A 25,743-nucleotide genomic window follows, 5' to 3' on the forward strand; every position below is an offset into this window, starting at 1 on the left:
AGGTAAGGCACGAGCGTTCAGCCTCTTTCATCCTCCCCCTCAAAACCTCGCTTATTCTCTCTTCACCTCGTCGCGAGGAAAGGGCGCATGGCCAGCGACCGATTGCGGCGGCGGGGGGCGATCGAGCGGTGAAGGTCCGAGGGGGATACTCGGACGATCCGGGGACCTGGTTTCGCTGCCAGGCCCGCCCGCCGTCGGCGTGGTCGAGGATGAAGAGGCGTGTCTTGGCCTTTTGGCCCGTCTCCCTCGACCTCCGGGACCTTCCGGAAACGGAAGAGCCCGGGTCCCGGTAAGGCCTGAACAGGGCCACCCGGCRGGACGCTGGCGATTAACGGTCGCGCGGAGCGTCTGGCTTCGTCGAAACGGTACTTACAAACTCACACTCCGGGCGTTGCCCGGCGCTCCGCGTCCCTTTCCATCCCTTCAGCGGCCAGCCGCGTGAGGACGATGAAGCGCGCTTTTATCGACGACGAAGCCCTAGGTCCGTCGCTCCATTACCACGATCGGCGCGCCCTTGTAGTTGGCGTGGGTCTTCAGGGTGAAGCCGACCTTGGTGGCCAGGGCGATCGAGGGGGTGTTCTCGACGTCGATGATGCAGGGCACCACCGGCGGGGTCAGGGCTTCATCGATCCAGGCCAGGCCCGCGCGGACCGCTTCCGTGCCGAAGCCGTGGCCATGGGCCCAGGCCGCCAGCACCCAGCCCATCTCGGGCAGGCCATAGAGGCTGGGCTCGAGGTCGCGGCGCAGGTCGCCGAAGCCGACCTCGCCGACATAGCGGCCGGTCGAGGTCTCGCGCACCGCCCAGTAACCGTAGCCCAGCACCTCCCACAGGCCCCGGGCCCGCATCAGCCGGGTCCAGCTTTCCTCCTCGGTGAAGGGCCGGCCGCCCACGTGGCGGATCACCAGCGGATCGGCCCACATGGCCAGGCTGTCCTCGAAGTCGGCGAGCGTCGGCGGGCTCATCGTCAGGCGGGCGGTGGTCAGGGTTGGGACGCTCATGACGACTCGGGTTTGCGGCGGGTGGGCGGGGCAAGCTACACGGGCTGGCCGAGCAGGGAAGATCATGACTAAGCCCGAAGACGCCATCGCCGCCCGCCGCAAGCTGACCAACAAACTGATCGCCGCCAAGGACGCCGCTCGCCTGCGGCCGTTCTTCGACCCGCGGATCACGCTGATCGCCGGCGACGGCTCATTGCTGCTGGGGGCCGAGGACGTGCTGGCCGCCTTCGCCAGCCAGTTCGCCGAGAAAGGCTTCGGAGCCTATGTCCGCACGACCGAGGAGATCGCGCTGAACGCCGAAGGGACGCGCGCCGCCGAACGCGGCCGCTGGGTCGGCTCGTGGACGGATGCGCCGGAGCAGTCCGGGACCTATCTGGCCACCTGGAAGAAGGTCACCGGCCAATGGGTGATCGAGAACGAGCTGTTCGTGACCTTAGCCTAGCCAAAGACAGCTGGATTTCGTCGCATGACTCGGAATTAATTTCGCCAACTCCGACGGCGGCCTTACGCCTTCGTCCTCCAATAAGGGTCCTGGGAGGGAAAGCCTTGCTCAATCGCCGCCATATGATGTTCGCCACCGCCGCCGCGGGTTTCGCCGCCGCGGGCGGTCTGCCCTCGCTGGCCCTGGCCCGCGAAGGCGAAGTCGCCAAGCTGAACGCCCTGTTCGATGAGATCATGGCCAAGCAGCTGCGCCAGTCGCCCGAGACGGCGACCAGCCTGGGCCTCGACAGCGGCGACCTGGCCTGGACCAAGGGCCTGCTGACCGATCGCTCGTTCGCCGCCGTCGAGGCCGGCAAGGCCGAGACCGCCCGCCAGCTGGCCGCTCTGCGTGGCATCGACCGCCGCGCCTTCAAGGGCATGGACGCGGCCAACTACGACACCGTCGAGTTCGTGCTGGCCGTCCAGGACGAGGGCAACAAGAAGTTCAGCTACGGCGGCGGCGGTTCGGGCGCGCCCTACGTGCTGAGCCAGCTGACCGGCAGCTATCAGCAGATGCCGGACTTCCTCGACACCCAGCACAGCATCGAGACCAAGACCGACGCCGACGCCTATCTGACGCGGATGGAGGGCTTCGCCCGCCTGATGGACCAGGAGACGGCCCTGGCCAAGCAGGACATGGCCGACGGCGTGATCCCGCCGGACTTCATCATCGACAAGACCCTGATCCAGATGAAGGCCTTCGCCGACACCCCGACGGCCGACGCGCCGCTGGTCAAGTCGATCGCCCGCCGGACCAAGGAAAAGAACATCGCCGGCGACTGGGCGGGCGAGGCCTCGAAGGTCTACGAGAACTCGGTCCTGCCGGCCCTGAAGCGCCAGATCGCGCTGATGGAGAGCGTCCGCGGCAAGGCCGTGCACGACGCCGGCTGCTGGCGCCTGAAGGACGGCGGCGACTACTATGCCGTGTCGCTGAAGAACTACACGACCTCGACCCTGACGCCGGACGAGATCCACCAGCTGGGCCTGGACCTGGTGAAGTCGATCTCGGTCGAGGCCGATAAGCTGTTCAAGAGCATCGGCATGGCCAAGGGCAGTGTCGGCGAACGCATGGCCGAGCTGGGCAAGGACGTCTACGACAACACCGACCCGGCCAAGGAGCAGCTGATCAAGGACCTGAACGTCAAGGCCGCCTGGATCCAGAAGCAGCTGCCCGCCTATTTCGGCGCGCTGCCCAAGGCTCCGCTGGAGATCCGCCGCGTGCCCAAGGCCATCGAGGCCGGCGCGCCGGGCGGCTACTACAATTCGCCCTCGCTGGATGGAAAGCGCCCGGGCATCTACTGGATCAACCTGCGCGACACCAAGGAACAGGCCAAGTTCACCCTGACCACCCTGACGGTGCACGAGGGCGTCCCGGGTCACCACCTGCAGCTGTCGATCTCGAACGAGGCCAAGGGCCTGCCGATGATCCGCAAGGTCATCGGCTTCTCGGGCTACACCGAGGGCTGGGCGCTCTATGCCGAGCAGCTGGCGGTCGAGATGGGCATCTACAAGACCGACCCGCGCGGTCACCTGGGCATGCTGCACGACGCCCTGTTCCGCGCCGTCCGCCTCGTGGTCGACACCGGCATGCACTACAAGAAGTGGAGCCGCGAGCAGGCCATCAAGTACATGGCCGAGACCATGGGCGACGAGGAAAGCGGCGCGACCACCGAGATCGAGCGCTACGTCGTGTGGCCGGGCCAGGCCTGCAGCTACATGATCGGCAAGATCACCTGGCTGCGCGCCCGCGCCAAGGCCCAGAAGGCGCTCGGTAAGAAGTTCGACATCCGCGAATTCCACGACGCGGGCCTGCTCTCGGGCATGACCCCGCTGACGGCGCTGGAACGGGTGATCGACGACTACATCGTCAGCAAGGGCGGCAAGGCCTGAGGCTGAAGGACGACGCGTTTCTCCTCCCCCTCTGGGGGAGGGGGACCGCCGAACGGCGGTGGAGGGGCCCTGGGCGTTTCAGCTGCCCTACGCTTCGCGACCCCCTCCGTCTCGGCGCGTATTCGCGCCGATCCACCTCCCCCTAATGGGGAGGAGAAAAGCTTGACTACCCCCAGCTCTCCGAGGCCCCCGCCCGCCGCGCCACGGGTTTGATCGGCGCGCCGGGGCGCAGGGCGGGGCCGGGCTTGTCGACGGGCTTGCCGTAGAGCCAGCCCTGGGCGAAGTCGACGCCGGCCTGACGGACGATCTCCTCGACCTCGACGGTCTCGACCATCTCGGCCACGGTGCGGATCTTCAGGTCGCGGCACAGCTCGACCAACCGCCGCACCAGCGCGCCGTCGCGGCCGTTGTCGGCCAGCTCGCGGACGTAGCGGCCGTCGATCTTGACGATATCCAGCTGCAGCTGTTGCAGATAGGCGAACGACGAGGAGCCCGCGCCGAAGTCGTCCAGGCAGACCAGCGAGCCCATCGCCCGCAAGCCCTGGATATGCTGGTTGGCGACGGCCAGATTGTCGATCGCACAGGTCTCGGTGATCTCGAAGATCAGCCGGCCCTTGGCCTCGTCATGCTTGGCCAGCAGCCGGGCGACATGGTCGACGAAGGTCTCGTTGCCGATCGTGCGGCCCGAGACATTGACCGCCAGCCTCAGCTTGCCGTCGGGATCGTTGGCCAGCTTCTTGACCACCTGCTCGACGATCGCGTGGTCCAGCTCCTCGATCAGGTCGAATTCCTCGGCCATGCGGATCAGGGCGAACGGGCTGCCGCCGTCCTCGAACCGCACCAGGGCCTCATGGTGATGGGCCAGGCCCGTCGTCAGCGACACCACTGGCTGATAGGCCAGGGTGAAGCGCCGCTGGCTGACCGCCACGCCCAGGGCGCCGGCGCGGGCCAGGGTCCGCTTGACGGAGCGGTTCATCGCCTCCGACAGCGTCATCGGCGGCATGTCCTTCAGGCCCTCGCGCAGGAAGTCGTCGAGAGCGTAGCGCAGGGCCCGCATGGCGCGCGCCGAACTGGCGCCGCCTTCCAGCGGTACGACATGGGCGCTGGCCTCGGCGCTGACCATGCGGGTCAGGCGCTTGATCATGTTCTCGGGCCGGTCGTCCTTGGCCCGCAGCAGGGCGAAGCGGTCGGGGGAGAGGCGGGTGGCGGCCGAACCGCCGTGCGACTCGGCGCGGATGGCGCTGGCGACGCGGATGTCGAGGGCGGCGGCCTCGCCGGGCGTCAGGCCTTCGCGCATGACCCCGAGGCCGGCGAACTCGACCATGGCCAGTTCCAGCTCCAGGCCGGTGACGCGGGCGGCCTCGAACAGGCCCCTGGCGATGTCGTCGAACGACTCGCGCGGCGACAGGCGGCCGGCGGGCAGGGACGGGCCCGTCGCCTGGGCGGCGGTGGCGGCGCACGAGACGCGGCCTTCGTTCTCGGGCAGGGCGCGCAGGATGACGCGGACGTGGCGCTCCTCCTGGCCGGCCAGGCGCAGCACCACGGGGCCGCGCCGCACGCCGTCGTCGGCGCAGCTGACCATGGCGTCCATCAGCGACCGGTCGTCGGGATGGAACAGGTCGGACCAGGCCTGGCCCATCAGGCCGGTCTCGTTCAGGCCCATGACCTTCTGGGCCGCGCCCAGCGCCAGGCGCACGCGGCCGCTCTGCAGCTCAACGAGAAGGTCGGCGCTGGCGAATGCCAGGCCGAGAAGGCGACGCGGATCGATCGACAAGACGGCAGTCCCCCAAGACGCGGCCACGCTGGCACGAACGGGCTTAAGGACCGGTTGCGGTCGTGAAGGGCGGCGTCCGAAATCCGGATCTCGGCGCGCGGCCTTTTAGCCTACGTAAGAAACGGTCGTTTCTATGGATGAGAACATCTTGCGAACCTGGAACAAAGCATGTACGCCTTTGAACATGTTCCACAGGTCGTTGGGACGCGGCGCGGGAAGCGCCGATCGGGCGGCCGGAATCATGGGATAGAGGGCGGACAACAATGACCAGTCAGGCGGCTTTGAAACTCGTGGGCAAGGATGAAGGCGACAAGCAACGCGCGCTAGAGGCGGCTCTCGCCCAGATCGACCGCGCGTTCGGCAAGGGCTCGGTGATGAAGCTGGGCGAAAAGGGCAAGGTCGAAATGGAGTCGATCTCCACCGGCTCGCTCGGCCTCGACATCGCCCTTGGCATCGGCGGCCTGCCCAAGGGGCGGGTGATCGAAATCTACGGTCCCGAAAGCTCGGGCAAGACCACCTTGGCCCTGCACGTGGTGGCCGAATGCCAGAAGGCTGGCGGCACCGCCGCCTTCGTCGACGCCGAGCACGCCCTGGACCCGGGCTATGCGTTCAAGCTGGGCGTCAATCTCGACAACCTGCTGGTCTCGCAGCCCGACAACGGCGAGCAGGCCCTGGAGATCACCGACACCCTGGTGCGCTCGGGCGCCGTCGACATCGTGGTGATCGACTCGGTCGCCGCCCTGACGCCGAAGGCGGAAATCGAAGGCGAGATGGGCGACAGCCTGCCGGGCCTGCAAGCCCGCCTGATGAGCCAGGCGCTGCGCAAGCTGACCGCCTCGATCAACAAGGCCAACACCATCGTCATCTTCATCAACCAGATCCGTCACAAGATCGGGGTGATGTACGGCAGCCCGGAAACCACCACGGGCGGCAACGCGCTGAAGTTCTACGCCTCGGTGCGTCTGGATATCCGCCGCACCGGCTCGGTGAAGGTCCGTGACGAGATCATCGGCAACAACGTCCGCGTGAAGGTGGTCAAGAACAAGGTGGCCCCGCCGTTCCGCGAGGTCGAGTTCGACATCATGTACGGCGAGGGCATCTCCAAGCTGGGTGAGATCATCGACCTGGGCGTCAAGGCCGGGATCATCGACAAGGCCGGCTCGTGGTTCTCGTACGGCAGCCAGCGCATCGGCCAGGGCCGCGACAATGTCCGCGAGTTCCTGAAGACCAATCCCGACGTGGCCAAGGACATCGAGGCCGCCGTCCGCAAGTCGTCGCAGAAGATCGAGGAAGAGCTCCTGGTCGGCGGCCCCGAGGACGGCGAAGAGGAATAGTCCTCTTCGAGGGTTTCGCGGCCTTCGCCCGACCACGGGGCGTTCCCCGCCTTCAACACGCCCGCGGCCGGACCGCCGCGGGGGCCGCGATTTCAGGCCGCCTGGACCCCATGCCAGGCGGCCTACTCTTTGGGGCCCTTCGTTCGAGAGAGCTGGGCCAAAGGGCCGAAGAACCGGAAACCGGCGTGAGACGTGGCGAACCCGCGCCCAGCCCTGTCATCCCGGCCGAAGCGCAGTGGAGAGCCGGGACCGCCGGAAGCGCCGCGCTCGTGACGGTCCCGGATCGGCCTTCAGGCCGTCCGGGATGACAGCGGAGTATCCGCCCGCCACCCTTTTCCTCCCCATCCCGGGCCCCCATCTGCGAGTCGGTTTCCCCTTCGCGAAAAACCGCGCTATGCAGCGCCCGACTTCCGGCCCTTCGCCGGCGCCTAGACTTGAGACGCTCATGCCCAGCCTGAACGAGATCCGCAGCACCTTCCTCGACTACTTCGGCAAGGCCGACCATGCCGTGACGCCGTCGGCGCCGCTGGTGCCGCAGAACGATCCGACCCTGCTGTTCGTTAATGCCGGCATGGTGCCGTTCAAGAACGTGTTCACCGGCGCCGAGACGCCGCCGCATCCGCGCGCGGCCAGCTCGCAGAAGTGCGTCCGCGCCGGCGGCAAGCACAACGACCTGGACAATGTCGGCTACACCGCCCGCCACCACACCTTCTTCGAGATGCTCGGTAACTTCTCGTTCGGCGACTATTTCAAGGAACAGGCGATCCACCACGCCTGGACCCTGCTGACCCGCGACTTCGCCCTGCCCAAGGACAAGCTGCTGGTCACGGTCTACCACACCGACGACGAGGCCGCCGACCTGTGGAAGAAGATCGCCGGCCTGTCGGACGAGCGCATCATCCGCATCCCGACCAGCGACAACTTCTGGTCCATGGGCGACACCGGCCCGTGCGGCCCTTGCTCTGAAATCTTCTTCGACCATGGTCCCCACATCGCCGGCGGCCCTCCGGGCAGCCCGGACGAGGACGGCGACCGCTTCATCGAGATCTGGAACCTCGTCTTCATGCAGTTCGAGCAGCTGGCCGGCGGCGAGCGCGTCTCGCTGCCCAAGCCCTCGATCGACACCGGCATGGGCCTGGAGCGCGTCGCGGCCGTTCTGCAGGGCGTGCACAACAACTATGACGTCGACCTGTTCAAGGCCCTGATCGCTGCCAGCGTCGAGCTGACCGGCGTCAAGGCCGAAGGGGCCGAGGCTCCGTCGCACCGGGTGATCGCCGACCACCTGCGCTCGTCGTCGTTCCTGCTGGCCGATGGCGTGACGCCGTCGAACGAAGGCCGCGGCTACGTCCTGCGCCGGATCATGCGCCGGGCCATGCGCCACGCCTATCTGCTGGGCGCCAATGAGCCCCTGATGCACCGCCTGGCCCCGACCCTGGTGGCCGAGATGGGCCAGGCCTATCCGGAACTGCGCCGCGCCGAGGCCTCGATCGTCGAGACCCTGCGCCAGGAGGAAGAGCGCTTCCGCGTCACCCTGGGTCGCGGCATGGGCTTGCTGGACGAGGCCACCGCTAACCTGTCCGAAGGCGGCGTGCTGGACGGCGACACGGCCTTCAAGCTCTACGACACCTACGGCTTCCCGCTGGACCTGACCCAGGACGCCGTGCGCGCCAAGGGCCTGACCGTCGACACCGACGCCTTCGACGCGGCCATGGAAAAGCAGCGCCAGATGGCGCGCGCCAACTGGGCCGGTTCGGGCCAGCAGGCCGGCGCGGCCGCCTGGTTCGCGATCAAGGAAAAGGCCGGCGCGACCGCCTTCGTCGGCTATGAGAACACCGAAACCACCGGCGTGGTGAAGGCCATCGTCGACGGCGGCGTCGAGGTCGAGTCGGCCCGCGCCGGCCAGACCGTCGAGGTGCTGCTGGACCGCACCAGCTTCTACGCCGAGAGCGGCGGCCAGGCCGGCGACACCGGCGTGATCGAGGCCAACGGCCGCGAAAACCGCGTGATCGACACCCAGAAGCAGGCCGGCGAGCTGCACGTGCACCGCGTCGAGCTGTCGGGCGATCTGAAAGTCGGCGACCAGGTCGTGGYCTCGGTCGACGCCGAGCGCCGCCACACCACCCGCTCCAACCACTCGGCCGCCCACCTGGTGCACGCCGCCCTGCACCACGTGCTGGGCCCGCATGTCGCCCAGAAGGGCCAGCTGGTCGATGGCGAGCGCATGCGCTTCGACTTCAGCCACGGCGGCCCGCTGACGCCTGAGGAGCTCGACCGGATCGAGGCCGAGGTCAATGCGGTCATCCGCCAGAATGTCCCGGCCGAGACGAAGGAAATGGCCCCGCAGGAGGCCATTGAGGCCGGCGCTGTGGCCCTGTTCGGCGAGAAGTACGGCGACAGCGTCCGGGTGCTGACCCTGGGCAAGTCGCTGGCCGATGACGCCAAGGCCTATTCGGTCGAGCTGTGCGGCGGCACCCACGTGGCCCGCACCGGCGACATCGCCCTGTTCAAGATCGTCTCGGAGCAGGGCGTCGCCGCCGGCGTACGCCGCATCGAGGCCCTGACTGGCGAGGCGGCTCGCCGCTTCCTGCTGGACCAGGCCGGTGTGGCCAAGGCGCTGGCCGACCAGTTCAAGACCCCGGTCGCCGAGGTGCTCTCACGCGTCGACGCCCTGGTCGCCGAGCGCAAGAAGCTCGAGAAGGAACTGGCCGAGGCCAAGAAGCAGCTGGCCCTGGGCGGCGGCGGCGCGGCCTCGGGTCCCGAGGACGTCAACGGCGTGGCCCTGATCGCCCGCGTCCTGGACGGCGTCGGCGGCAAGGAGCTGCGCGGCGTGGCCGAGGAGTTCAAGAAGCAGCTGACCTCGGGCGTCGTGGCCCTGGTCGGCACGTCGGACGGCAAGGCCGCCGTCACCGTGGCGGTCACCGCCGACCTGACGGGCAAGTTCAGCGCCGCCGAGTTGGCCAAGGCCGCCGTGCTGGCCATGGGCGGCCAGGGCGCGGGCGGCAAGGCCGACTTCGCCCAGGGCGGCGCCCCGGACGACAGCAAGGCCCAGGAAGGCCTGGCGGCGGTCAAGGCGGCGTTGGCCGGCTGAGCTGATCGCCTAGTGCTGAAATGATGAGGGGACGCTGGTAGGCGTCCCCTTTTTCATGTCCGAAATGGCAGGTGCGTCGCTACCGACGATGTCCGCGTTCGGCCCTGAGTCGACGCTAGTGACTTCCGCTTTTGAGGCGTGCTGGCTTGCCGGATAACCTTCAGGGGCGCTGAGAACGCACCAACGGCGCTAGCGAGAAGCCTTGCCGTAGGCGTTGATCGCAGCCGCCATCTCGGGGCTTGCGTCAATGACAGGTGCGGCCGATGGCGCATTCCCCGCCAACCGGGCCTCCGCTTCCGCTGACAGCGTGACGGTGTCGCGCGGGTTAGGCGAAGGGGCTTCCACCTTGCCGAGGTCAGCCTGGAGGCGACCGCGATAGTCTTCGACCGAGCTCGGGCCCTTGCTGTCAGGAATACCGACCTGCAGCGAGGCGACGATCGCCTGGTCAGTCTCATTTAGGCCGTCGAACGCTTCGAGCGCGCGACGCTGCGGGGCCGGCGGAACAGCGTCGGATCCGGGCCACGCCGCACGGGTGAATGTGTTGAGCGCGGACTGGATCGTCTTCGCGAACGGAGATTCGGTGAGCGCGGGCGCCAGGGTCGCTCGTTCGGCATGCCCGGCCTGCACGTAGCGATTGGCCAAGGCGTGGTAGGCGCCCAGCTGCTGATCCACGCCGACCGAGCCCGAGGTGTCGTTCAGCGCTGCCGCGGCCGCCGCTACGCCGCCGGGATAGGCGATGCTGGACTGCCCAGCGGCGGAGGTCGAAATCTGCGATATGTGCATCCTGAGGCGAGATTCTCAGGCGCCGGTGAAGGCAAGGTGAAAGAACGCTACCGTGGACGTTTTGCCGCAGACGTTCCGGCAATTGCGAAGCTTCGCTGCTCCCCGTTAAGGTGGCGCTTTGTTGAGGGGAGCGCCACGTGGGAAGTTTGGGCCTGGTCCATTGGACCATCTTAGTCATTGCTCTGGCGACGTATGTTGTTCCGACCGCCAATATCCTGAAGCGCACGGGCTTCAGCCGATGGTTCACGCTGCTTGCTTTGATACCGTTGGTGAATGTCATTTGCTTCTGGATCTTCGCCTTCGCGCAGTGGCCGCGAGATCGGGCCTAGCCACCCTCAGACGCTGGCCCCAATCCACGACCGCCCGCGCAGCGACGACCGTGACGCCGCGGCTTGACGAAACCTCGGCTTGCGCCTCAATTGAATTACGGCTGTAGTTTTATTCTGGAGAGGCACATGATGTCGATGACACGTCCGTGGCGCAGGGCGGCCGTCGCCGTCGGTCTATTGCTGGCCATCGCCGGTTGCGGACCAAAGGGCGGCGAGGCCCAATCCCTGAAGGACCGATCGCTGGCGCCGCCGTCGCTGTGGCGGGTCGAGGTGGTCGAGGACTCCGGTGGCAAGACGGGCGCGATCGACGTCTGCGCGCACCCGGAACTGATCAGCTCGTTCTCCCGTGTCGAGCCGCGGGTGAACGGCGAGGATTGCCGGCCCTACGGCAAGGCCGCCAAGGACAGCGCCGATGAGCATGTCAGCCGCTGCGAGGCGGGCGGCGCGCGCTACGGCCTCTATGTTACGACGACGCGCAAGACGCCCGACGACTTCACCGTCCGCTTCGCCCTGCAGCCGCTGCAGGCCGCCGGCGGCAAGGTAGTCCAGGCCCGCCGCTATCACCGCCTGGGCGCCTGCCCGGCCGGCTGGAAGGCCGGCGACCAGGGCAAGTCCGGCGGTCCGCCCAGCTCCAGCCTGCTGACGGGACAGGGGCCGGTGACGCGGTAGTGACGAGCTAGAGCGGATGTCATCCCGGAAGCCTCGCAGAGGCTATCCGGGACCGCCGGAAGCGCTGAGTTCGTTGTGGTCCCGGCTCTCCGCTACGCTACGGCCGGGATGACACGGTTCCTCGATGTACCGTCAGGCCCTCGCGCCCCGCCCCACCCGCGCCTTGCGCTTCTTCCACCAGATCACCACGCCGGTGACGCTGAGCGCGGCGACGACCAGGCCGGTGAGTGAAATGAGAATCCGACCCGGCAGACCCAGGATCCGGCCCGAGTGCAGCGGGAACTGGGCCTGGACGAAGATGTCGGCGGCCGTGCCCACCCAGGGCAGGCGCTGGCCCGCGAGCTGGCCGGTCTGTCCGTCGAAATAGAGATAGGGCGGTCCGACGCCGGCCGCGCCATGGTCGCCGCCCGGCTCGAAGAAGCCGACGCCATAGACCCCATAGGCGGGAGCGTAGAAGGCGTCGCCGGCCGGCGTCGTCCAACCGCGCCTGGCCGCTTCGGCCTTGGCTGTGGCGATCACCTCGGCATAGGTCTTCCTGGCCAGGATCGGCTGGTCCAGCGGCGCGGGCGTGCGCAGCTCGAACGGTCCCGGCGTGGTCTTCGAGACCTTGGACAGCACGGGATAGAACACCTCGCTGTAGAGGTTCAACGAGAAGGCCGTGAAGGCCACGGTGAACAGCACGCCCCAGATCCACAGGCCGAAGGCCCGGTGGATGTCGAAGTTGATCCGATAGGCGCTGGCCTTGGTCTTGATCTGCCAGGCCGGCTTCCAGCGGCTGGCGAAACTCTTGCCGGTCTTGCCACTCTTGCCATTTTGGGCCGAGGCCCGCGAGGGCAGTGTCAGGTAGAAGCCGACGAAGCAGTCGATCGTCCAAAGGACGGCGATCACGCCCATCAGCCAGACGCCCCAGCGGTCGATGCCCCACATCGCCGGAATGTGCAGCGTGTAGTGCAGCACATAGAGGAACGAGACGAAGGTCTCGCTGGTGATCGGCCAGGCCGCGCCCCACTGTCGCCGGCCCTGCTCGACGCCGGTGACCGGGTCCAGGAACACCTGGTTATAGCCGGGGGCGAACAGCTTGCCGGTGGCCGGATCGCGCCGGGGCTCGACCCCGAAGGCGTAGGTCTCGCCGGGCTCGGGATCCAGCGGGATATAGGTGACCTGCACGCGCGGGTCGCGGGCCTCGATGCGCTTGGCCAGCTCCAGCGGCGGCAGGCGCGGGCCGTCGGTGCGGGCGTGCATTAGGTGGGGATTGAGCAGGTCGTCCAGTTCGTGGTCCCACGAGATGACCGCGCCGGTGACGCCCGAGACGAACAGGAAGCCGGCGATCAGCAGCCCCACCCAGCGGTGGAGGAAGCCCAGCAGCGGCCGGACAACCCGCCGGGGCGCGGCCCGGCCGGTCTGGCTGGCGATGGCGGGCGGGGTGCGCGCGTCCATGGGGCGGGTCCTAGAAGGCGTAGTCCAGGCGCACCGACACGCTGCGCGGCGCGGCATAGTACGACTGGGTCCACATCAGGCTGGTGAGATAGGTCTTGTCGGTGGCGTTCTTGACGTTCAGCGACGCGCGCACCTTGTCGGTCACGTCGACGCCCGCCATCAGGTCCAGCACGCCATAGGCCTTCTGCCGGATCACCACGATGTCCTGGGTCTCGACGTCGTCCTGCCAGCGCAGCTGGGCACCCAGGGTCAGGTTGCGCAGCGACGGGATGGTGTAGGTGGTCGAGGCCTTCAGCGTCTTGCGCGGGGTGTAGACGCGAGCCTTGTTCCCGTCGTCGTCCTTGATCGACAGGTCGGTCCAGCCCAGGCTGACGCGCCACTGGTCGTTGATCGCCCCGACTGCCTCCAGCTCGTAGCCCTTGGCCTTGGTGTCGACGCCCGCATAGTAGTTCTTGAGCGTGTCGGCGAAGGTCCCGGCGTACTCGGCCAGGCCGTCCTGGCGCGAGGTGAACACCGCGCCGGTCACGTAGAGGCGCTTGTCGAACCACTCGCTCTTGAAGCCGGCCTCGTAGCTCTTGCCGTGGGCGGCGGCCAGGGTCTGGTGGTTGACGTCGATCTCCGACTGCGGATTGAAGATGTCGGTGTAGTTCGCATAGAGCGAGACGTTGGCGTTCAGGTCATAGACCGCGCCGACATAGGGGCTGACCTTGTCCTCGTCGCGCGGGGTGTCGACGCCGTACGAGAAGCCCTTGGACTTCAGCTTCAGGGCGTTGAAGCCGGCCACCACCTTCAGCTTGTCGGTCACGGAGAGGTGGGCGGCGGCGTAGAAGCGGCTCAGGCGGTCCACTTGGTTGGAGGCCAGATAGGCGCCGGGGAAGGTCGGCTCGGCCACCTGGACGCGGCCCCAGTCCTGGACGGCCGGATAGACGATCGCGTCGGCCGAGAAGTCCTCGTACTCGAAGCCGTGCGAGCGCGAGGTCTGGCCGCCGATCACCAGCTGGTGCGTGCGGCCGAACAGCTGGAACGGTCCCGAGGCGTAGGCGTCCAGGATGTAGTTCTCGTAGATCGACGGATAGACGCCGGCCATGCCCTGGACGCCCAAGCCCGTCGCCTTGTCGGGATTGCCGTAGGCGTACAGCAGCTTGGCGTTCTCCTCGAACCGCTTGAACGTGCCGATCGTCTTGACCTGCCAGCCGTTGTCGAAGCGCCAGGCCAGCTCGGCGAAGGCGGTCTGGTCGCGGACGTTCCAGTGGGTCCAGTCGGCCCCGGTCGAGGCCGAGCGCGGATAGTCGATCCGGGTCCCGTCGCTATAGACCAGGGGCAGGGCGCCCCAGTTGTTGCCGCGCGCGCGGTTGTCCTGCATCGACCAACCGACCGTGGCGGTTAGTTTCGGCGTCGCGTCCCAGGCCAGCAGGGCGCCGTAGACGTTCCGGTTGACCTTGTAGTGGTCCAGATAGCTGTCGCGGTCCTGGTTGGCGTAGATCACCCGGCCGGCCAGGGTCCCCGAGGCGTTCAGCGGGCCCGAGACGTCGGCCTCGAGCCGGTAGTCGTTCCACGAACCGTATTGCGCCGCCGCCGAGGCCTGGAAGCCGTGGGTCGGGCGCTTGCGCACATAGTTGATCGTCGCCGACGGATTGCCGGTCCCGGTCATCATGCTGTTGGCGCCGCGCACCGTCTCGACGCGCTCGAACAGCACCGTGTCGAGGTCGCCGAACTGGATGCCCCAGATCAGCGGCAGGCCGATGCCGTCGGCCTGGAAGTTGGTGATGTCGAAGCCGCGCGAGTTGTAATAGGTGCGGTCGGTCTCGACCTTCTCGACATTGACGCCGGTGACCTGGGCCAAGAGCTGGTTCACGTCGGTCAGGGCGAAGTCGCGGATCCGGTCCTGGTTGATGATCGTCACCGACTGCGGGGTCTCGCGCAGACTCATGTCCAGGCCCGTGACTGCCGAGGTGCGGGTGCGCGCGCCGGTGATCACCACGCGGTCCACGTGATTGGCCTCCGCGGCGTCCGCGCTGGTTTCCTCCGCCTGGGCGAGGCTGGAAACACCGGCGGCGGCGAGGGCGGCGCCGGCCAGCAGGAGGGCGCGGAAGGAGGGGAACATGCAAGGCCTCTATGCGAACGCGAATGACTCGCAAACGCATCTATCGGCCGAGGGAAGCGGTGTCAAACGCGCGGACGGCTTAGGACGGCGATTTAGCGGATGAGGGGGCGCAGCAGCAGCGCCGCCACGGCCAGGGTGACCAGCGACAGGGCGGTGGTCAGGGCCACGGTGCGCGCCGCGCCTCGGGGGAAGACACCATAGGCGCGGGTCTGGATGAAGACGTTCACGGCGGTGGGCGCGGCCGCCAGCAAGGTCGCGCCGGCGCGGAAGGCGATCGGGGCCGGGGTCAGGCCGATGGCCAGCCAGGCCAACAGCGGGAAGGCGACCAGCTTGGCGACGGCGGCCAGGACGACCGGACCGGCGGCGGGCGAGGCCTCGCCCTCGGTCTCGCGCAGGCCCAGAGCCGCGCCCAGGGCGACCAGGCCGACCGGGCTGCCCGAGGCCGCGGCCATGCCGACGGCGCGGTCCAGCGGCTCGGGCAGGGCCAGGTCCAGCAGGGCCAGGGCGACGCCCGCCAAGGCTGCGGCGACCACGGGGTTGCGGAACGCCTGGATGGTCGAGCGCCAGACCGAGCGGCCCGCCGCCCAGCCCAGCAGGCCCACGCCGGTGGCGGCCATCACCACGAAGTCGATGGCGACGACACCAGCGACCAGACGGGCGGTCTCGGCGCCCAGGACGGCGGCGGTGATCGGCAGGGCCAGGAAGGCGCTGTTGCCGACGCCGGACGCCATGCCGGCCCCGGCCCGCTCGGCCTTGCTCCAGCCCAGCAGGCGGCCACCCGCGACGATCGCGAACATCACCGCCAAGCCGGCGCCGGCATAGGCGACCAGGCCCGCGAGGAGCTCAGGTCCGGGCCGTCCCAGTCGCGACAGCGAATGGATCAGCAGCGCCGGAAAGCCGACCCAGTAGACATAGGCCGACAGGCCCTGGGTCATTCGCGCATCCAGCAGGCGCAGGCGCGTCAACGCCACGCCCGCCCCGACCAGCAGGAAGAACGGCCAGACCCGGGAAAGGACGTCGATAACGAGGGCGGTCACGCGGAGGGCTTTAGCCCTGGCGCTCGTCGCCCGGCAAGCGGATGTGCACCAGCTTCCAGGTGAACAGCGCCTTGCGCTCGAAGGTGAAGATCGTGACCTTGCCGCTGCCGTCCGGACGCTTGACCGAGATGCGCACCCGGTTCGGGTCCCAGTAGGCGATACCCGGATAGGGGCCCTTGATCGTGTCCCGGACCTGACCGGTCAGCGAGCCGTCGCGGGTCATCGCCGGCGGGGCCTTGCCGGGAGCGTAGCCGCGGGTCAGGGCCGAAACCCCGGCCACGGTCAGGTAGCGGTCGACCTTGGGCTCGGGCGGGGCGAGCGGCTCGATGGCCTTCTTGAAGACGCTGAGCGGATCGCGCCAGATTGACGGCGACTCCGGACGAGCGGCCGGGGCGTCGATGATCAACTGGCCCGTCAGGCTGCGGCGCACGGCGGGAAAGTCGACCAGCTCGCCGATCGCCTGCACGTCCTCGTACTGGGCGGCGGCCTTCAGGGCCCGGAAGGCGAACCAGGGGGCCGTCGCGAAGGCGGCGGCGAAGACGAAGATCGCCAGAACGATCAGGTCCCAGATCCGCTTCTGCAGGGTCATGCCGCCTCCGAAAGGTTAACGCGGCCATAGATCAAGCATTCGCCCGCACGCCGCAAGGGCGCTCGCGCGTTGGGGGCGGTTGGGGCGTGGCCCAAAAAAGAACGCCGCTTCCGGGGGGCGGAAGCGGCGTGAAAGGAGATCCGGTCGGGGAGGAGTTCTCGACAGCGGATCAGGGAAGGCGACCTCGCGGAGCGACGTCGACTTAGGTGCGATTGAACGCTTCATGGTTGCATATGTCAATTATCGCCTGACGATTGTTTCGCCGCGACAACCCGCGCCTCGCCTCACGGGCGTCGGGCTGGTATTGGCGATCCTCGGGGGACGTCAGTATCGAGAGTAACGACACGTGTTGTGCCGTCCCAAGGCGCTGTTGCGCGCCGCCGCCGTCGTGGCCGCTTTCCTGATCCCCGCCATCGCCCATGCCGGCAGCCTCGACGAGGCCGTCCTGGCCGAGATCAACCATGTCCGCACCCATCCCGACGACTACGCCCGCGAACTGCGCCGCGCGCCTGACTGGGTGTTCGAACAGGAGGAGCCGGGGGCGGTAGAGGAGGCGATCGACTTCCTGGAGCGCCAGCAGAGCCTGGCACCGCTGAAGGCGGATCGTCGCCTCGACGCCGCCGCGCGCCAGCACGCCCAGGCGCAAGGCGCGCGGGGCGACGTGGGCCACGGCCCGGCCGGCGGGCTGGGCGCGAGGTTGCGGGAGAACGGCGTATTCGCCGGCCTCTGCGCCGAGAACATCTCGTACGGCCACGACGACGCCCGGGCGATCGTTCGCCAGCTGATCATCGACAGCCGCGTCGCCGGCCGGAGCCACCGGCGCAACATCTTCTCGTCCGGCTATAGCGCCGCCGGGGTGGCCTGCGGCGAGCACCGCCAATGGGGCTCGATGTGCGTGATCGATTTCGCCGGGGCGATGACCCAGCGCTAAGCGCCTGAAATGAAAAACGCCCCCGGGGATGATCCCGGGGGCGTTCTTTTTTTCTTCCCCCTCAGGGGGAGGAGCGCGAAGCGCGGAGGGGGCCAGTAGTCATCTCACTTGCCCCCACCGGGTCGCGTTCGCGACCGTCCGCCCCCGGAGGGGGCGGAAGAAATCAGGCCATCGCCTTCTTCAGGTTCTCGTCGATCTTGTCGAGGAAGCCTTCGGTGGTCAGCCAGCCTTGCTTGTCGCCGACCAGCAGGGCCAGGTCCTTGGTCATGAAACCGCTCTCGACGGTGTCGACGCAGACCTTTTCCAGGGTGTGGGCGAAGTCGGCCAGCGCCTGGTTGTTGTCTAGCTTGGCGCGGTGAGCCAGGCCGCGGGTCCAGGCGAAGATCGAAGCGATCGAGTTGGTCGAGGTGCTCTCGCCCTTCTGGTGCTGGCGATAGTGGCGGGTGACGGTGCCGTGGGCGGCCTCGGCTTCCACCGTCTTGCCGTCCGGGGTCATCAGCACCGAGGTCATCAGGCCCAGCGAGCCGAAGCCCTGGGCGACGATGTCCGACTGCACGTCGCCGTCGTAGTTCTTGCAGGCCCAGACGTAGCCGCCCGACCACTTCAGCGCCGAGGCGACCATGTCGTCGATCAGGCGGTGCTCGTAGTGGATGCCGGCGGCCTTGAACTTGTCGGCGTATTCGGCGTCGAAGATCTCCTGGAAGATGTCCTTGAAGCGGCCGTCATAGGCCTTGAGGATCGTGTTCTTCGTGGAGAGATAGACCGGATAGTTGCGGTTCAGACCGTAGGCGAACGAGGCGTGGGCGAAGTCGCGGATCGACTCATCCAGGTTGTACATGCCCATGGCGACGCCCGAGCCCGGAGCCTTGAACACTTCGTGCTCGATGGTCTGGCCGTCTTCGCCGACGAACTTGATCGACAGCGTGCCCTTGCCCGGGAACAGGAAGTCGGTGGCCTTGTACTGGTCGCCGAAGGCGTGACGGCCGACGATGATCGGCTGGGTCCAGCCCGGCACCAGACGCGGCACGTTCTGGCAGATGATCGGTTCGCGGAAGATCACGCCGCCCAGGATGTTGCGGATCGTGCCGTTCGGCGACTTCCACATCTTCTTGAGATTGAACTCGGTGACGCGTTGTTCGTCCGGCGTGATGGTCGCGCACTTGACGGCGACGCCGTGCTTCTTGGTCGCCTCGGCGGCGTCGATCGTCACCTGGTCGTTGGTGGCGTCGCGGTTCTCGACCGACAGGTCGTAGTAGTCGAGTTCGAGATCCAGGTACGGGAAGATCAGCTTATCCTTGATGAGCTTCCAGATGATCCGGGTCATTTCGTCCCCGTCCATGTCGACGACGGGGTTAGCGACTTTGATCTTGGCCATTTCGGGGTTGTTCCTCTGGCGGTGGCGCGCCTGTGGCGATCTGGCGCACAGGGCCAGGAAGCGGCGCGGACCGGGAGGCTATAGACTGTTGCATCGCGACGGAAAAGCCGATCGGTTGGGACGGCGTCAGTAACTTCAGCGTTCAAGGATGGGAATCCAGACGGTCGGCCTTGTGAGGCTGGTCATGGAGGGGGTTTGAACAATAGTCCCGGAGCGATCGCTGGGGTGACCGCGCCTTTGGCGCGGCGGCTGCTGACCATGGTGGCGATCCTGTCGATCGCCGTGACCGGCGTCGCCACCGCGGCGGCCTTCGTCTTCGTGCGCGAGAGCGCCGCCGACACCCAGACCCGGCACCTGGCCGAGTATGTCGGCGAGCGGGTCAAGACCGAGGACCGCCTGTTCTCCGACTTGGTCAAGGTGCACGACGCGGCCTCCGAGGCCCTCACGCGGCGCTTGGCCATGGAGGACGACCCCGCGGTTCATGACCAGTTCGAGCGCCTGTTCCCCGAGAAGGGCGACGGTACCCGGCGCTCGGCGCCTGGCCTGTTCGACGGCGCGCGGATCAGTAACCGCTACGTCTATGGAGTCGGGGCCTATCTGCCGGACGCCGGGACCATGAGCTTGCCCGAGCAGGCCCTGTTCGTCGCCGCCACAGACGTCGTGGCCGGGACCGGCGAGGCCGAGATCCGGCACTACGACAATTTCTACTTCTTCACGCCCAGGACACGCCTAGTAATGTTCGGCCCGCGTCGGCCGGACAGGCTGATGTTCTATCGGAGCGAGGCCCCGCCGACCCTGAACATCGCCAAGGAGGAGATGACCCTCCTGACCCTGCCGGAGAACAATCCGGACCGGGTGATGAAGTGCACCAAGCTGCGGCGGCTGATCTCGGACCCCAGCGGCCGAGGCCTGAACGCCGCCTGCATGACGCCCTTCTACTACAAGGGCCAGTTCATGGGGGCGTTCGGCACCAGCCTGTCGCTGGACTCGTATCTGCTGCGCGCCGTGGCCGACGCCCTGCCGGGCGGCCACAACCTGATCGTGGCCGATGACGGCGAACTGGTGGCCGCCCAGGGCGTGGCCCGTAACGGCGTCGTCGACGTCGGCGTGCTGCGCCGGTTCGAGGCCGAGAACGACCTCAAGCGCCTGATCGCCCATATCAAGACCCAGAAGCGCGACGTCGGCACCGTGCTCTCGCCCAAGGGCGATCGCGTGGTGGCCTATGGCCGCCTGGTCGAGCCGGGCTGGTGGTTCTTGATGACCTTCCCGTCGGGCGACATCGTCTGGTCGTCGCTGAAGACCGCCTCGTGGGTGCTGCTGTTCGGCTTTGTCGGCGTGGCGTTGCAGGTGCTGCTGCTCTACGGCCTGACCAACCGGATGGTGGCCGCGCCGCTGGAAGCGCTGGCCGAAGCCCAGCAGCAGGGCGACCCGAAGGCGGCCGAGCCGTTCGAGCGACGGCCCGACGAGATCGGTTCGCTGGCTCGCGCCCTGCGTCGCCAACGCGAGCGCAACGAGGAGCTGCGCCGCTCGCTGGAGGTCCGCGTCGCCGAGCGCACCGCCGAGCTGGAACGCGCCAACCAGGCCAAGTCGGTGTTCCTGGCCAACATGTCCCACGAGCTGCGCACACCCCTGAACGGAGTGATCGCCATCGGCGACCGCCTGGCCCACGAACAGGATCCGGAGGCCCGCCGGGAGTTGGCGGCCCTGGTCTCGTCGTCGGGACGCCTGCTGGAGCAGGTGCTGGGCGACATTCTCGACGTCTCCAAGATCGAGGCCGGTCAGTTCCAGYTGACTCCCGCGCCGTTCGACCTGACCCAGCTGGTGCGCGGCATGGCCGAGCTGCACGCCGCCGCCGCCGAGGCCAAGGCCTTGGCTTTCCGCTGGTCGGTGGCGCCCGACGCGGCCGGAACCTACGAGGGCGACGCCGGCCGGATCAGCCAGATCCTCTCCAACCTGCTGGCCAACGCCGTGAAGTTCACCGCCGAGGGTGAAGTCTCGCTGGAGGTCGACCTTGTCGGCGAGGCGGTGCGTTTCACCGTGCGCGACACCGGCGTCGGCTTCGACGGGGCCGTGCGCGATCGCCTGTTCAAGCGCTTTGTCCAGGCCGACCAGTCGATCACCCGCCAGTTCGGCGGCACGGGGCTAGGCCTGTCGATCTGCGCGGCCCTGGCCGAGATGATGGGCGGCCGCATCGAAGCCGACGCCACGGCGGGCGCGGGCGCCCGCTTCGAGGTCGTGCTGCCGCTGCGGCGCTGCGCCGACGTGGCCGAGGTCGCGGCCGAGGAGGGCCGCGAGGTCTCGCTGGAGGGCATGCGGGTGCTGGTGGCCGAGGACCATCCGACCAACCGCAAGGTCGTCGAGATCGTGCTGGAGCCGTTCGGCGTCGACCTGACGATGGTCGAGGATGGCCAGGCCGCTCTCGACGCGCTGGAAGCCGGCCGCTTCGACGCGGTGCTGATGGACATGCAGATGCCGGTGATGGACGGGCTGTCGGCCACCCGCGCCATCCGGGCCCGGGAGGCGGCCTCGGGCGCGCCGCCGATCCTGGTGGTCATGCTGACCGCCAACGCCATGGAAGAACACATCGCCGCCGCCGAGGCCGCCGGCGCGGATCTTCACCTGGCCAAGCCGCTGCATCCGGCCCAGCTGCTGGAGGCCCTGGCGCGGGCGCAGCGGCGGTAGGGCTAGAACTCTTCCAGCACCGCGCGGCCGACCTCGGCGATCAGCGCCTCGCGCTGGGTCGCGTCGGCGGACGAGCCGGTTAGGAAGATCACGAACGCGATGCGGCGGCCGTCCTTCAACTCGACGACGGCCAGGGCGCGGCTCGCGGGCGTGGCGCCCAGCTCCGACCGCGCCGAGCCCGCCGCCTGGGCCAGGCGCGCGCCCTTGGGCAAGGCAAGCGCCAGATAGCCGGCGTCGTGGCCCAGCAGCCGGTCGAAGTCGGGCGCCAAGCCCAGTTCGCGGAAGGCGAAGGCCTCCAGCAGCCGGGCCATGGCCACCGGCGTGGCGGTGTCGCGCGGATCGTCTCGGCGCTGTCGCCCGGCGCGGGCCCGGTCGGAGACGGGGACGGCCTCGATCGCCGCGCGCCAGGCCGCGTCGCCCTTCCATTCGGCGCGGAACGAGCCGAGGCCGCGCGCCTCGGTCGCGATCTGGCGGCGATAGCGATCGACGCTGACGCCTTCGATGCGCTGCACGTCCAGCCAGCCGTTGACCGCGCCCGGCCCGCCGATGCGCTGGGTCAGCACGTCGAGGGCGGTGGTATCGCCGTGCAAGGCCAGGGTTTCCAGGTCGGCGACGCTCCAGGTCTGGCGGCCGGGCCAGGCGTCGGCGACGGCGCTGGGCGGCGGCGAGAGGTCGACGTCGCGGACCGTGATGATTTCTCCCGGCGGCAGGCGGCCGACCGCGGCCTCGGCCATCACCGCCGCCAGGATCGGGACCCGCGCTGTCGGGCCGAGCGGGAAGGCCTGGTCGCCGTTGAACGTCCAGAGTTGGCGGGTGATCAGGTCCTCGACCGCCACACCCAGGGTCGCGGGCGCGGCCCGAGCGGCGATCGCCTCGATCCGACCCTGCAGCCGCTTGGGCTTCATCCGCGGCTCCTGCTGGCCAAGCATCGGCGCCTCACAGGCGGCGAGCAGCGGCAGGGCGAGAAGGGCGGTCAGGAGCGCGCGGCGTAGCATCCCGGCTAAACGCGGCCGTAAGGCTTTCGGCTGCTGAACACTTGCATCCGGCGCGGTCTCGGCGGCAAAGGACGCGGATGACCGACGAAGCCGCGACCAAGCCCGTCCCGCCCTGCGTGATCCTCAACGAGCCGCAACTGGCCGAGAACATCGGCGCGGTGGCTCGGGTGATGGCCAATTTCGGGCTCTACGACCTGCGCCTGGTGCGGCCGCGCGACGGCTGGCCACAAGAGCGGGCCTGGGCCAGCGCCTCGGGCGCGAGCTGGCCGCTGGACGACGCCAAGGTGTTCGACAGCCTGGAGGCGGCCATCGCCGACCTGAAGCTGGTCTACGCCACCACGGCCCGGCCGCGCGAGACGCGCCTGCCGGTCTACACCCCGCGCGAGAGCGCCGGCCACCTGACCGAGGAAGTCGCCCAGGGCCGCGCCGTCGGCCTGCTGTTCGGCGGCGAGCGGGCGGGCTTGGAGACCCACGACATCGCCCTGTGCCAGGCCATCGTTTCGATCCCGATCGACGAGCGCTTCCGCTCGCTGAACCTGGCCCAGGCCGTGTCGATCAACGCCTACGAATGGAAGATGACCCAGGACGACCGGCCCTGGAAGAAGTTCGAGCAGAACGTCGAGGAGCCCGCCGACCAGGCCACGCTGCTGGGCCTGTACGAGCATCTCGAAGGCGAGCTGGACAAGGCCGGCTTCTATCATCCGCCGGAGAAGAAACCGTCGATGGTCCGCAACCTGCGCGTCCCCCTGGCCCGCGCCCGCCTGACCGACCAGGAGGTCCGCACCTTCCGCGGCGTGATCACCGCGCTCAGCAAGGGCCGGGGCCGCGTCCTGGCCAAGCTGGCCGAGAAGGCGGCGAAGAAGGACAGCTAACGCCCGGCCAGGAAGGCGTTGACCGCCGCGTACAGCGCGTGGCGGCCAGTTTCCAGGTGCAGCAGGTGCGTGCCCTCGGGGATCTCGACGAAGCGACGCTCCAGGCCCGGTGGCAGCTCGGTGAAGAACCGCTCGGCGTCCTTCGGCGTCGACGAGCTGTCCCAGGCCCCGCGCACCACCATCACCGGGACACGCAGCCGCGACGGGGCGTAGGGCGGCTTGCCCGACCACGCGTCGATGACGTCGGCGGAGGGGCCTGACGGGATCTTCACGGCGGGCGGCGAACGATCGGCGGCGCCCGGGTTCGAAGCCAGATAGGTCGCGGCCCAGGTCGGGAAGTCGGCTTCTTCCAGCACCGGCGGATGAGCGGCGGGCACGTCCTTGACGAAGCGCCGGTGTTGCTGGTCGTTGGTGACCAAGTTCCAAGCGTTCGGTTCGGCCTCGCGCGGGCCGTCGCGGCGCAGGATCGGGCCGAACAGCACCAGGCGCTCGACGCGTTCCGGATGCAGCTCGGCGAACCGCGCCGCTGGCATGGTCCCCCACGAATGGGCGATGATCGAGACGGTCTTGGCGCCGGTCTCCTCGCGGATGAAGGCGACGGCCCGTTCGATTTGGCGGACGGCGTCCTCGGTGCGGCCCACTGGCGCGCCGGCCTGCGGACCAGCCATTTCCGGATAGCGTTCCGAGCCGCCATAGCCCGCGAAATCCAGGCCGAAGGCGTCGTAGCCTTGGTCGTTCAGCGCGTCGGCCCACGACCGCCCGCCGAACTTGAACATGATCGACAGGGCCGAGGGAAAGCTCGCGCCGTGGACATACAGCACCGGATGGGAACGATCGCCGGAGGCGGGCGGCTGCTCGCGAACCAGCAGGCTGGGCCGCCAGTCGGGCGCGGGCGCGCCGGGCAGGACGTGCTGACGTTCGGCGGCGGAAGCGATCGGCGCGGTCGCCAGCGCCAGGATCGCAGCGAGCATGGCGTAAGGGGCTTGGGGCATGGGCGTCTCCTTCGCCCCTCCGATGCCACGGCGCGCGCGGAAGATGGTTCGACGAAGCTTGAACTGTGGCGGTCGCCGACCGTGGCGAGGGCCTGATCGGGGCTCGACCCGGGCGGTTCAGGACGGCAAAGTCGCGCCGACTCGCTCTTGAGGAGACCCTAAGATGAAGACCCGCGCCGCCGTCGCCTTCGAGGCCAAGAAGCCGCTGGAGATCGTCGAGGTCGACCTGGAGGGCCCGAAGGCGGGCGAGGTGCTSGTCGAGATCAAGGCCACCGGCRTCTGCCACACCGACGCCTATACGCTGGACGGCCTGGACAGCGAGGGCCTGTTCCCCTCGATCCTGGGCCACGAGGGCGCGGGCGTGGTGGTCGAGGTCGGCCCGGGCGTCACCTCGGTGGCGGTCGGCGACCACGTGATCCCGCTCTACACGCCCGAATGYCGCCAGTGCAAAAGCTGCCTCAGCGGCAAGACCAATCTCTGCACGGCGATCCGCGCCACCCAGGGAAAGGGCTTGATGCCGGACGGGACCAGCCGCTTTTCGTACAAGGGCCAGACCATCCACCACTATATGGGCTGCTCGACCTTCTCGAACTACACGGTGCTGCCCGAGATCGCCGTGGCCAAGATCCGCCGCGACGCGCCGTTCAAGACCGCCTGCTATTGCGGCTGCGGCGTGACGACCGGCGTGGGCGCGGTGGTCAACACCGCCAAGGTCGAGCCGGGCGCCAACGCCGTGGTGTTCGGCCTGGGCGGCATCGGTCTCAACGTCATCCAGGGCCTGAAGCTGGTCGGCGCCAACATGATCATCGGCGTCGATCTGAACCCGGACCGCGAGGAATGGGGCCGCAAGTTCGGCATGACCCACTTCGTCAACCCGAAGACCATCGACGGCGACGTCGTCGCCCATCTGGTGGCCCTGACCGACGGCGGGGCCGACTACACCTTCGACGCCACCGGCAACACCACGGTCATGCGCCAGGCGCTGGAGGCCTGCCACCGCGGCTGGGGTGAGAGCATCATCATCGGCGTGGCCGAGGCCGGCAAGGAGATCGCCACCCGCCCGTTCCAGCTGGTCACCGGCCGGGTCTGGAAGGGCACGGCCTTCGGCGGCGCGCGCGGCCGCACCGACACGCCCAAGATCGTCGACTGGTACATGGACGGCAAGATCCAGATCGACCCGATGATCACCCACGTCCTGCCGCTGGAGGACATCAACAAGGCCTTCGACCTGATGCACGCCGGCGAGAGCATCCGGACCGTGGTGACGTTCTAGAAAAGAGACTCCCCCCACCTGACCCGCTGCGCGGGTCGTCCGCCCCCAAAGGCGGGCGGAAGGTTCGCGATCCTTCTTCCCCCTTCGGGGGAGGAGCGCGAAGCGCGGAG

The 25,743-nt window shown here is 68.4% G+C and carries 20 protein-coding genes; 9 read left to right on the plus strand and 11 right to left on the minus strand.

What is annotated here, in order from left to right; all coding sequences use genetic code 11:
- Positions 1 to 477: 477 nt before the first annotated feature.
- Positions 478 to 999: a GNAT family N-acetyltransferase gene (locus AC1DSO_RS12110; RefSeq protein WP_477069054.1), complete on the minus strand. Its 522-nt coding sequence runs from the start codon at positions 997 to 999 to the stop codon at positions 478 to 480.
- 64 nt (positions 1,000 to 1,063) lie between these two features.
- Here AC1DSO_RS12110 and AC1DSO_RS12115 point away from each other — a divergent pair, with 64 nt between their 5' ends.
- Positions 1,064 to 1,441: a nuclear transport factor 2 family protein gene (locus AC1DSO_RS12115; RefSeq protein ID WP_477069055.1), complete on the plus strand. Its 378-nt coding sequence runs from the start codon at positions 1,064 to 1,066 to the stop codon at positions 1,439 to 1,441.
- Between the two features lie 104 nt (positions 1,442 to 1,545).
- Entirely contained in the window at positions 1,546 to 3,369 is a 1,824-nt protein-coding gene (locus tag AC1DSO_RS12120) for a DUF885 domain-containing protein (protein WP_477069056.1), read from the plus strand.
- Here the strand turns inward: AC1DSO_RS12120 and AC1DSO_RS12125 are convergent.
- Positions 3,347 to 3,451: a hypothetical protein gene (locus tag AC1DSO_RS12125; protein WP_477069094.1), complete on the minus strand. Its 105-nt coding sequence runs from the start codon at positions 3,449 to 3,451 to the stop codon at positions 3,347 to 3,349. The genes AC1DSO_RS12120 and AC1DSO_RS12125 overlap by 23 nt on opposite strands.
- A gap of 84 nt (positions 3,452 to 3,535) precedes the next feature.
- A complete protein-coding gene (locus AC1DSO_RS12130) occupies positions 3,536 to 5,143 on the minus strand; it encodes an EAL domain-containing protein (protein WP_477069057.1) in 1,608 nt (535 codons plus the stop codon).
- 263 nt (positions 5,144 to 5,406) lie between these two features.
- Between AC1DSO_RS12130 and recA the strand changes: the two genes are divergently transcribed.
- The gene (gene recA, locus AC1DSO_RS12135; protein WP_477069058.1) at positions 5,407 to 6,477 is read left to right on the plus strand and encodes a recombinase RecA; all 1,071 of its coding nucleotides are present in this window, start codon (positions 5,407 to 5,409) and stop codon (positions 6,475 to 6,477) included.
- A 445-nt stretch (positions 6,478 to 6,922) separates the two neighbouring features.
- A complete protein-coding gene (gene alaS, locus AC1DSO_RS12140) occupies positions 6,923 to 9,565 on the plus strand; it encodes an alanine--tRNA ligase (protein ID WP_477069059.1) in 2,643 nt (880 codons plus the stop codon).
- Between the two features lie 189 nt (positions 9,566 to 9,754).
- Here alaS and AC1DSO_RS12145 read toward each other — a convergent pair whose 3' ends face one another.
- Positions 9,755 to 10,348, minus strand: a complete 594-nt coding sequence (locus tag AC1DSO_RS12145; protein WP_477069060.1) for a hypothetical protein — start codon at positions 10,346 to 10,348, stop codon at positions 9,755 to 9,757.
- A 455-nt stretch (positions 10,349 to 10,803) separates the two neighbouring features.
- Between AC1DSO_RS12145 and AC1DSO_RS12150 the strand changes: the two genes are divergently transcribed.
- Positions 10,804 to 11,346, plus strand: coding sequence for a hypothetical protein (locus tag AC1DSO_RS12150; protein WP_477069061.1), 543 nt, complete (start codon positions 10,804 to 10,806; stop codon positions 11,344 to 11,346).
- Positions 11,347 to 11,478: 132 nt separating this feature from the next.
- Here AC1DSO_RS12150 and AC1DSO_RS12155 read toward each other — a convergent pair whose 3' ends face one another.
- From AC1DSO_RS12155 to AC1DSO_RS12170, 4 genes are all read right to left on the minus strand, one after another.
- The gene (locus tag AC1DSO_RS12155; protein ID WP_477069062.1) at positions 11,479 to 12,783 is read right to left on the minus strand and encodes a PepSY-associated TM helix domain-containing protein; all 1,305 of its coding nucleotides are present in this window, start codon (positions 12,781 to 12,783) and stop codon (positions 11,479 to 11,481) included.
- Positions 12,784 to 12,793: 10 nt separating this feature from the next.
- A complete protein-coding gene (locus AC1DSO_RS12160; RefSeq protein WP_477069063.1) occupies positions 12,794 to 14,887 on the minus strand; it encodes a TonB-dependent siderophore receptor in 2,094 nt (697 codons plus the stop codon).
- A 92-nt stretch (positions 14,888 to 14,979) separates the two neighbouring features.
- Positions 14,980 to 15,924, minus strand: a complete 945-nt coding sequence (locus AC1DSO_RS12165) for an AEC family transporter (RefSeq protein WP_477069064.1) — start codon at positions 15,922 to 15,924, stop codon at positions 14,980 to 14,982.
- A gap of 10 nt (positions 15,925 to 15,934) precedes the next feature.
- Positions 15,935 to 16,513 (minus strand): DUF2939 domain-containing protein, encoded by a 579-nt coding sequence (locus AC1DSO_RS12170; protein WP_477069065.1) that lies wholly within the window; start codon positions 16,511 to 16,513, stop codon positions 15,935 to 15,937.
- 346 nt (positions 16,514 to 16,859) lie between these two features.
- Between AC1DSO_RS12170 and AC1DSO_RS12175 the strand changes: the two genes are divergently transcribed.
- A complete protein-coding gene (locus AC1DSO_RS12175; protein WP_477069066.1) occupies positions 16,860 to 17,444 on the plus strand; it encodes a CAP domain-containing protein in 585 nt (194 codons plus the stop codon).
- Positions 17,445 to 17,607: 163 nt separating this feature from the next.
- On the opposite strand, the gene AC1DSO_RS12180 is transcribed toward AC1DSO_RS12175, so the two are convergent.
- Positions 17,608 to 18,819, minus strand: coding sequence for an NADP-dependent isocitrate dehydrogenase (locus tag AC1DSO_RS12180; protein WP_477069067.1), 1,212 nt, complete (start codon positions 18,817 to 18,819; stop codon positions 17,608 to 17,610).
- A 195-nt stretch (positions 18,820 to 19,014) separates the two neighbouring features.
- Here AC1DSO_RS12180 and AC1DSO_RS12185 point away from each other — a divergent pair, with 195 nt between their 5' ends.
- Positions 19,015 to 21,501, plus strand: coding sequence for an ATP-binding protein (locus AC1DSO_RS12185; RefSeq protein WP_477069068.1), 2,487 nt, complete (start codon positions 19,015 to 19,017; stop codon positions 21,499 to 21,501).
- Between the two features lie 2 nt (positions 21,502 to 21,503).
- Here AC1DSO_RS12185 and AC1DSO_RS12190 read toward each other — a convergent pair whose 3' ends face one another.
- Positions 21,504 to 22,406 carry a serine hydrolase gene (locus AC1DSO_RS12190; protein ID WP_477069069.1) on the minus strand — a complete coding sequence of 301 codons (903 nt, stop codon included), beginning with the start codon at positions 22,404 to 22,406 and terminating at the stop codon, positions 21,504 to 21,506.
- A gap of 167 nt (positions 22,407 to 22,573) precedes the next feature.
- Between AC1DSO_RS12190 and AC1DSO_RS12195 the strand changes: the two genes are divergently transcribed.
- Positions 22,574 to 23,368 carry an RNA methyltransferase gene (locus AC1DSO_RS12195; RefSeq protein WP_477069070.1) on the plus strand — a complete coding sequence of 265 codons (795 nt, stop codon included), beginning with the start codon at positions 22,574 to 22,576 and terminating at the stop codon, positions 23,366 to 23,368.
- Here the strand turns inward: AC1DSO_RS12195 and AC1DSO_RS12200 are convergent.
- On the minus strand, positions 23,365 to 24,360 hold the full coding sequence (locus AC1DSO_RS12200; protein ID WP_477069071.1) for an alpha/beta hydrolase: 996 nt from the start codon (positions 24,358 to 24,360) through the stop codon (positions 23,365 to 23,367). The two genes, AC1DSO_RS12195 and AC1DSO_RS12200, sit on opposite strands and share 4 nt — an antisense overlap.
- Before the next feature lie 163 nt (positions 24,361 to 24,523).
- Here AC1DSO_RS12200 and AC1DSO_RS12205 point away from each other — a divergent pair, with 163 nt between their 5' ends.
- A complete protein-coding gene (locus tag AC1DSO_RS12205; protein WP_477069072.1) occupies positions 24,524 to 25,633 on the plus strand; it encodes an S-(hydroxymethyl)glutathione dehydrogenase/class III alcohol dehydrogenase in 1,110 nt (369 codons plus the stop codon).
- The last annotated feature ends 110 nt before the right edge of the window (positions 25,634 to 25,743 follow it).

The organism is Caulobacter sp. P4_E5 (assembly GCF_056401555.1).

Excerpts from the sequence above, each read along its gene's own strand:
- AC1DSO_RS12145 (WP_477069060.1), bottom strand. The coding sequence starts at position 10,348 with ATGCACATATCGCAGATTTCGACCTCCGCCGCTGGGCAGTCCAGCATC.
- AC1DSO_RS12115 (WP_477069055.1), top strand. The coding sequence starts at position 1,064 with ATGACTAAGCCCGAAGACGCCATCGCCGCCCGCCGCAAGCTGACCAAC.
- AC1DSO_RS12170 (WP_477069065.1), bottom strand. The coding sequence starts at position 16,513 with ATGACCCTGCAGAAGCGGATCTGGGACCTGATCGTTCTGGCGATCTTC.
- AC1DSO_RS12195 (WP_477069070.1), top strand. The coding sequence starts at position 22,574 with ATGACCGACGAAGCCGCGACCAAGCCCGTCCCGCCCTGCGTGATCCTC.
- AC1DSO_RS12155 (WP_477069062.1), bottom strand. The coding sequence starts at position 12,783 with ATGGACGCGCGCACCCCGCCCGCCATCGCCAGCCAGACCGGCCGGGCC.
- AC1DSO_RS12200 (WP_477069071.1), bottom strand. The coding sequence starts at position 24,360 with ATGCCCCAAGCCCCTTACGCCATGCTCGCTGCGATCCTGGCGCTGGCG.
- AC1DSO_RS12150 (WP_477069061.1), top strand. The coding sequence starts at position 10,804 with ATGATGTCGATGACACGTCCGTGGCGCAGGGCGGCCGTCGCCGTCGGT.
- AC1DSO_RS12160 (WP_477069063.1), bottom strand. The coding sequence starts at position 14,887 with ATGTTCCCCTCCTTCCGCGCCCTCCTGCTGGCCGGCGCCGCCCTCGCC.
- AC1DSO_RS12190 (WP_477069069.1), bottom strand. The coding sequence starts at position 22,406 with ATGAAGCCCAAGCGGCTGCAGGGTCGGATCGAGGCGATCGCCGCTCGG.
- AC1DSO_RS12180 (WP_477069067.1), bottom strand. The coding sequence starts at position 18,819 with ATGGCCAAGATCAAAGTCGCTAACCCCGTCGTCGACATGGACGGGGAC.
- recA (WP_477069058.1), top strand. The coding sequence starts at position 5,407 with ATGACCAGTCAGGCGGCTTTGAAACTCGTGGGCAAGGATGAAGGCGAC.
- AC1DSO_RS12110 (WP_477069054.1), bottom strand. The coding sequence starts at position 999 with ATGAGCGTCCCAACCCTGACCACCGCCCGCCTGACGATGAGCCCGCCG.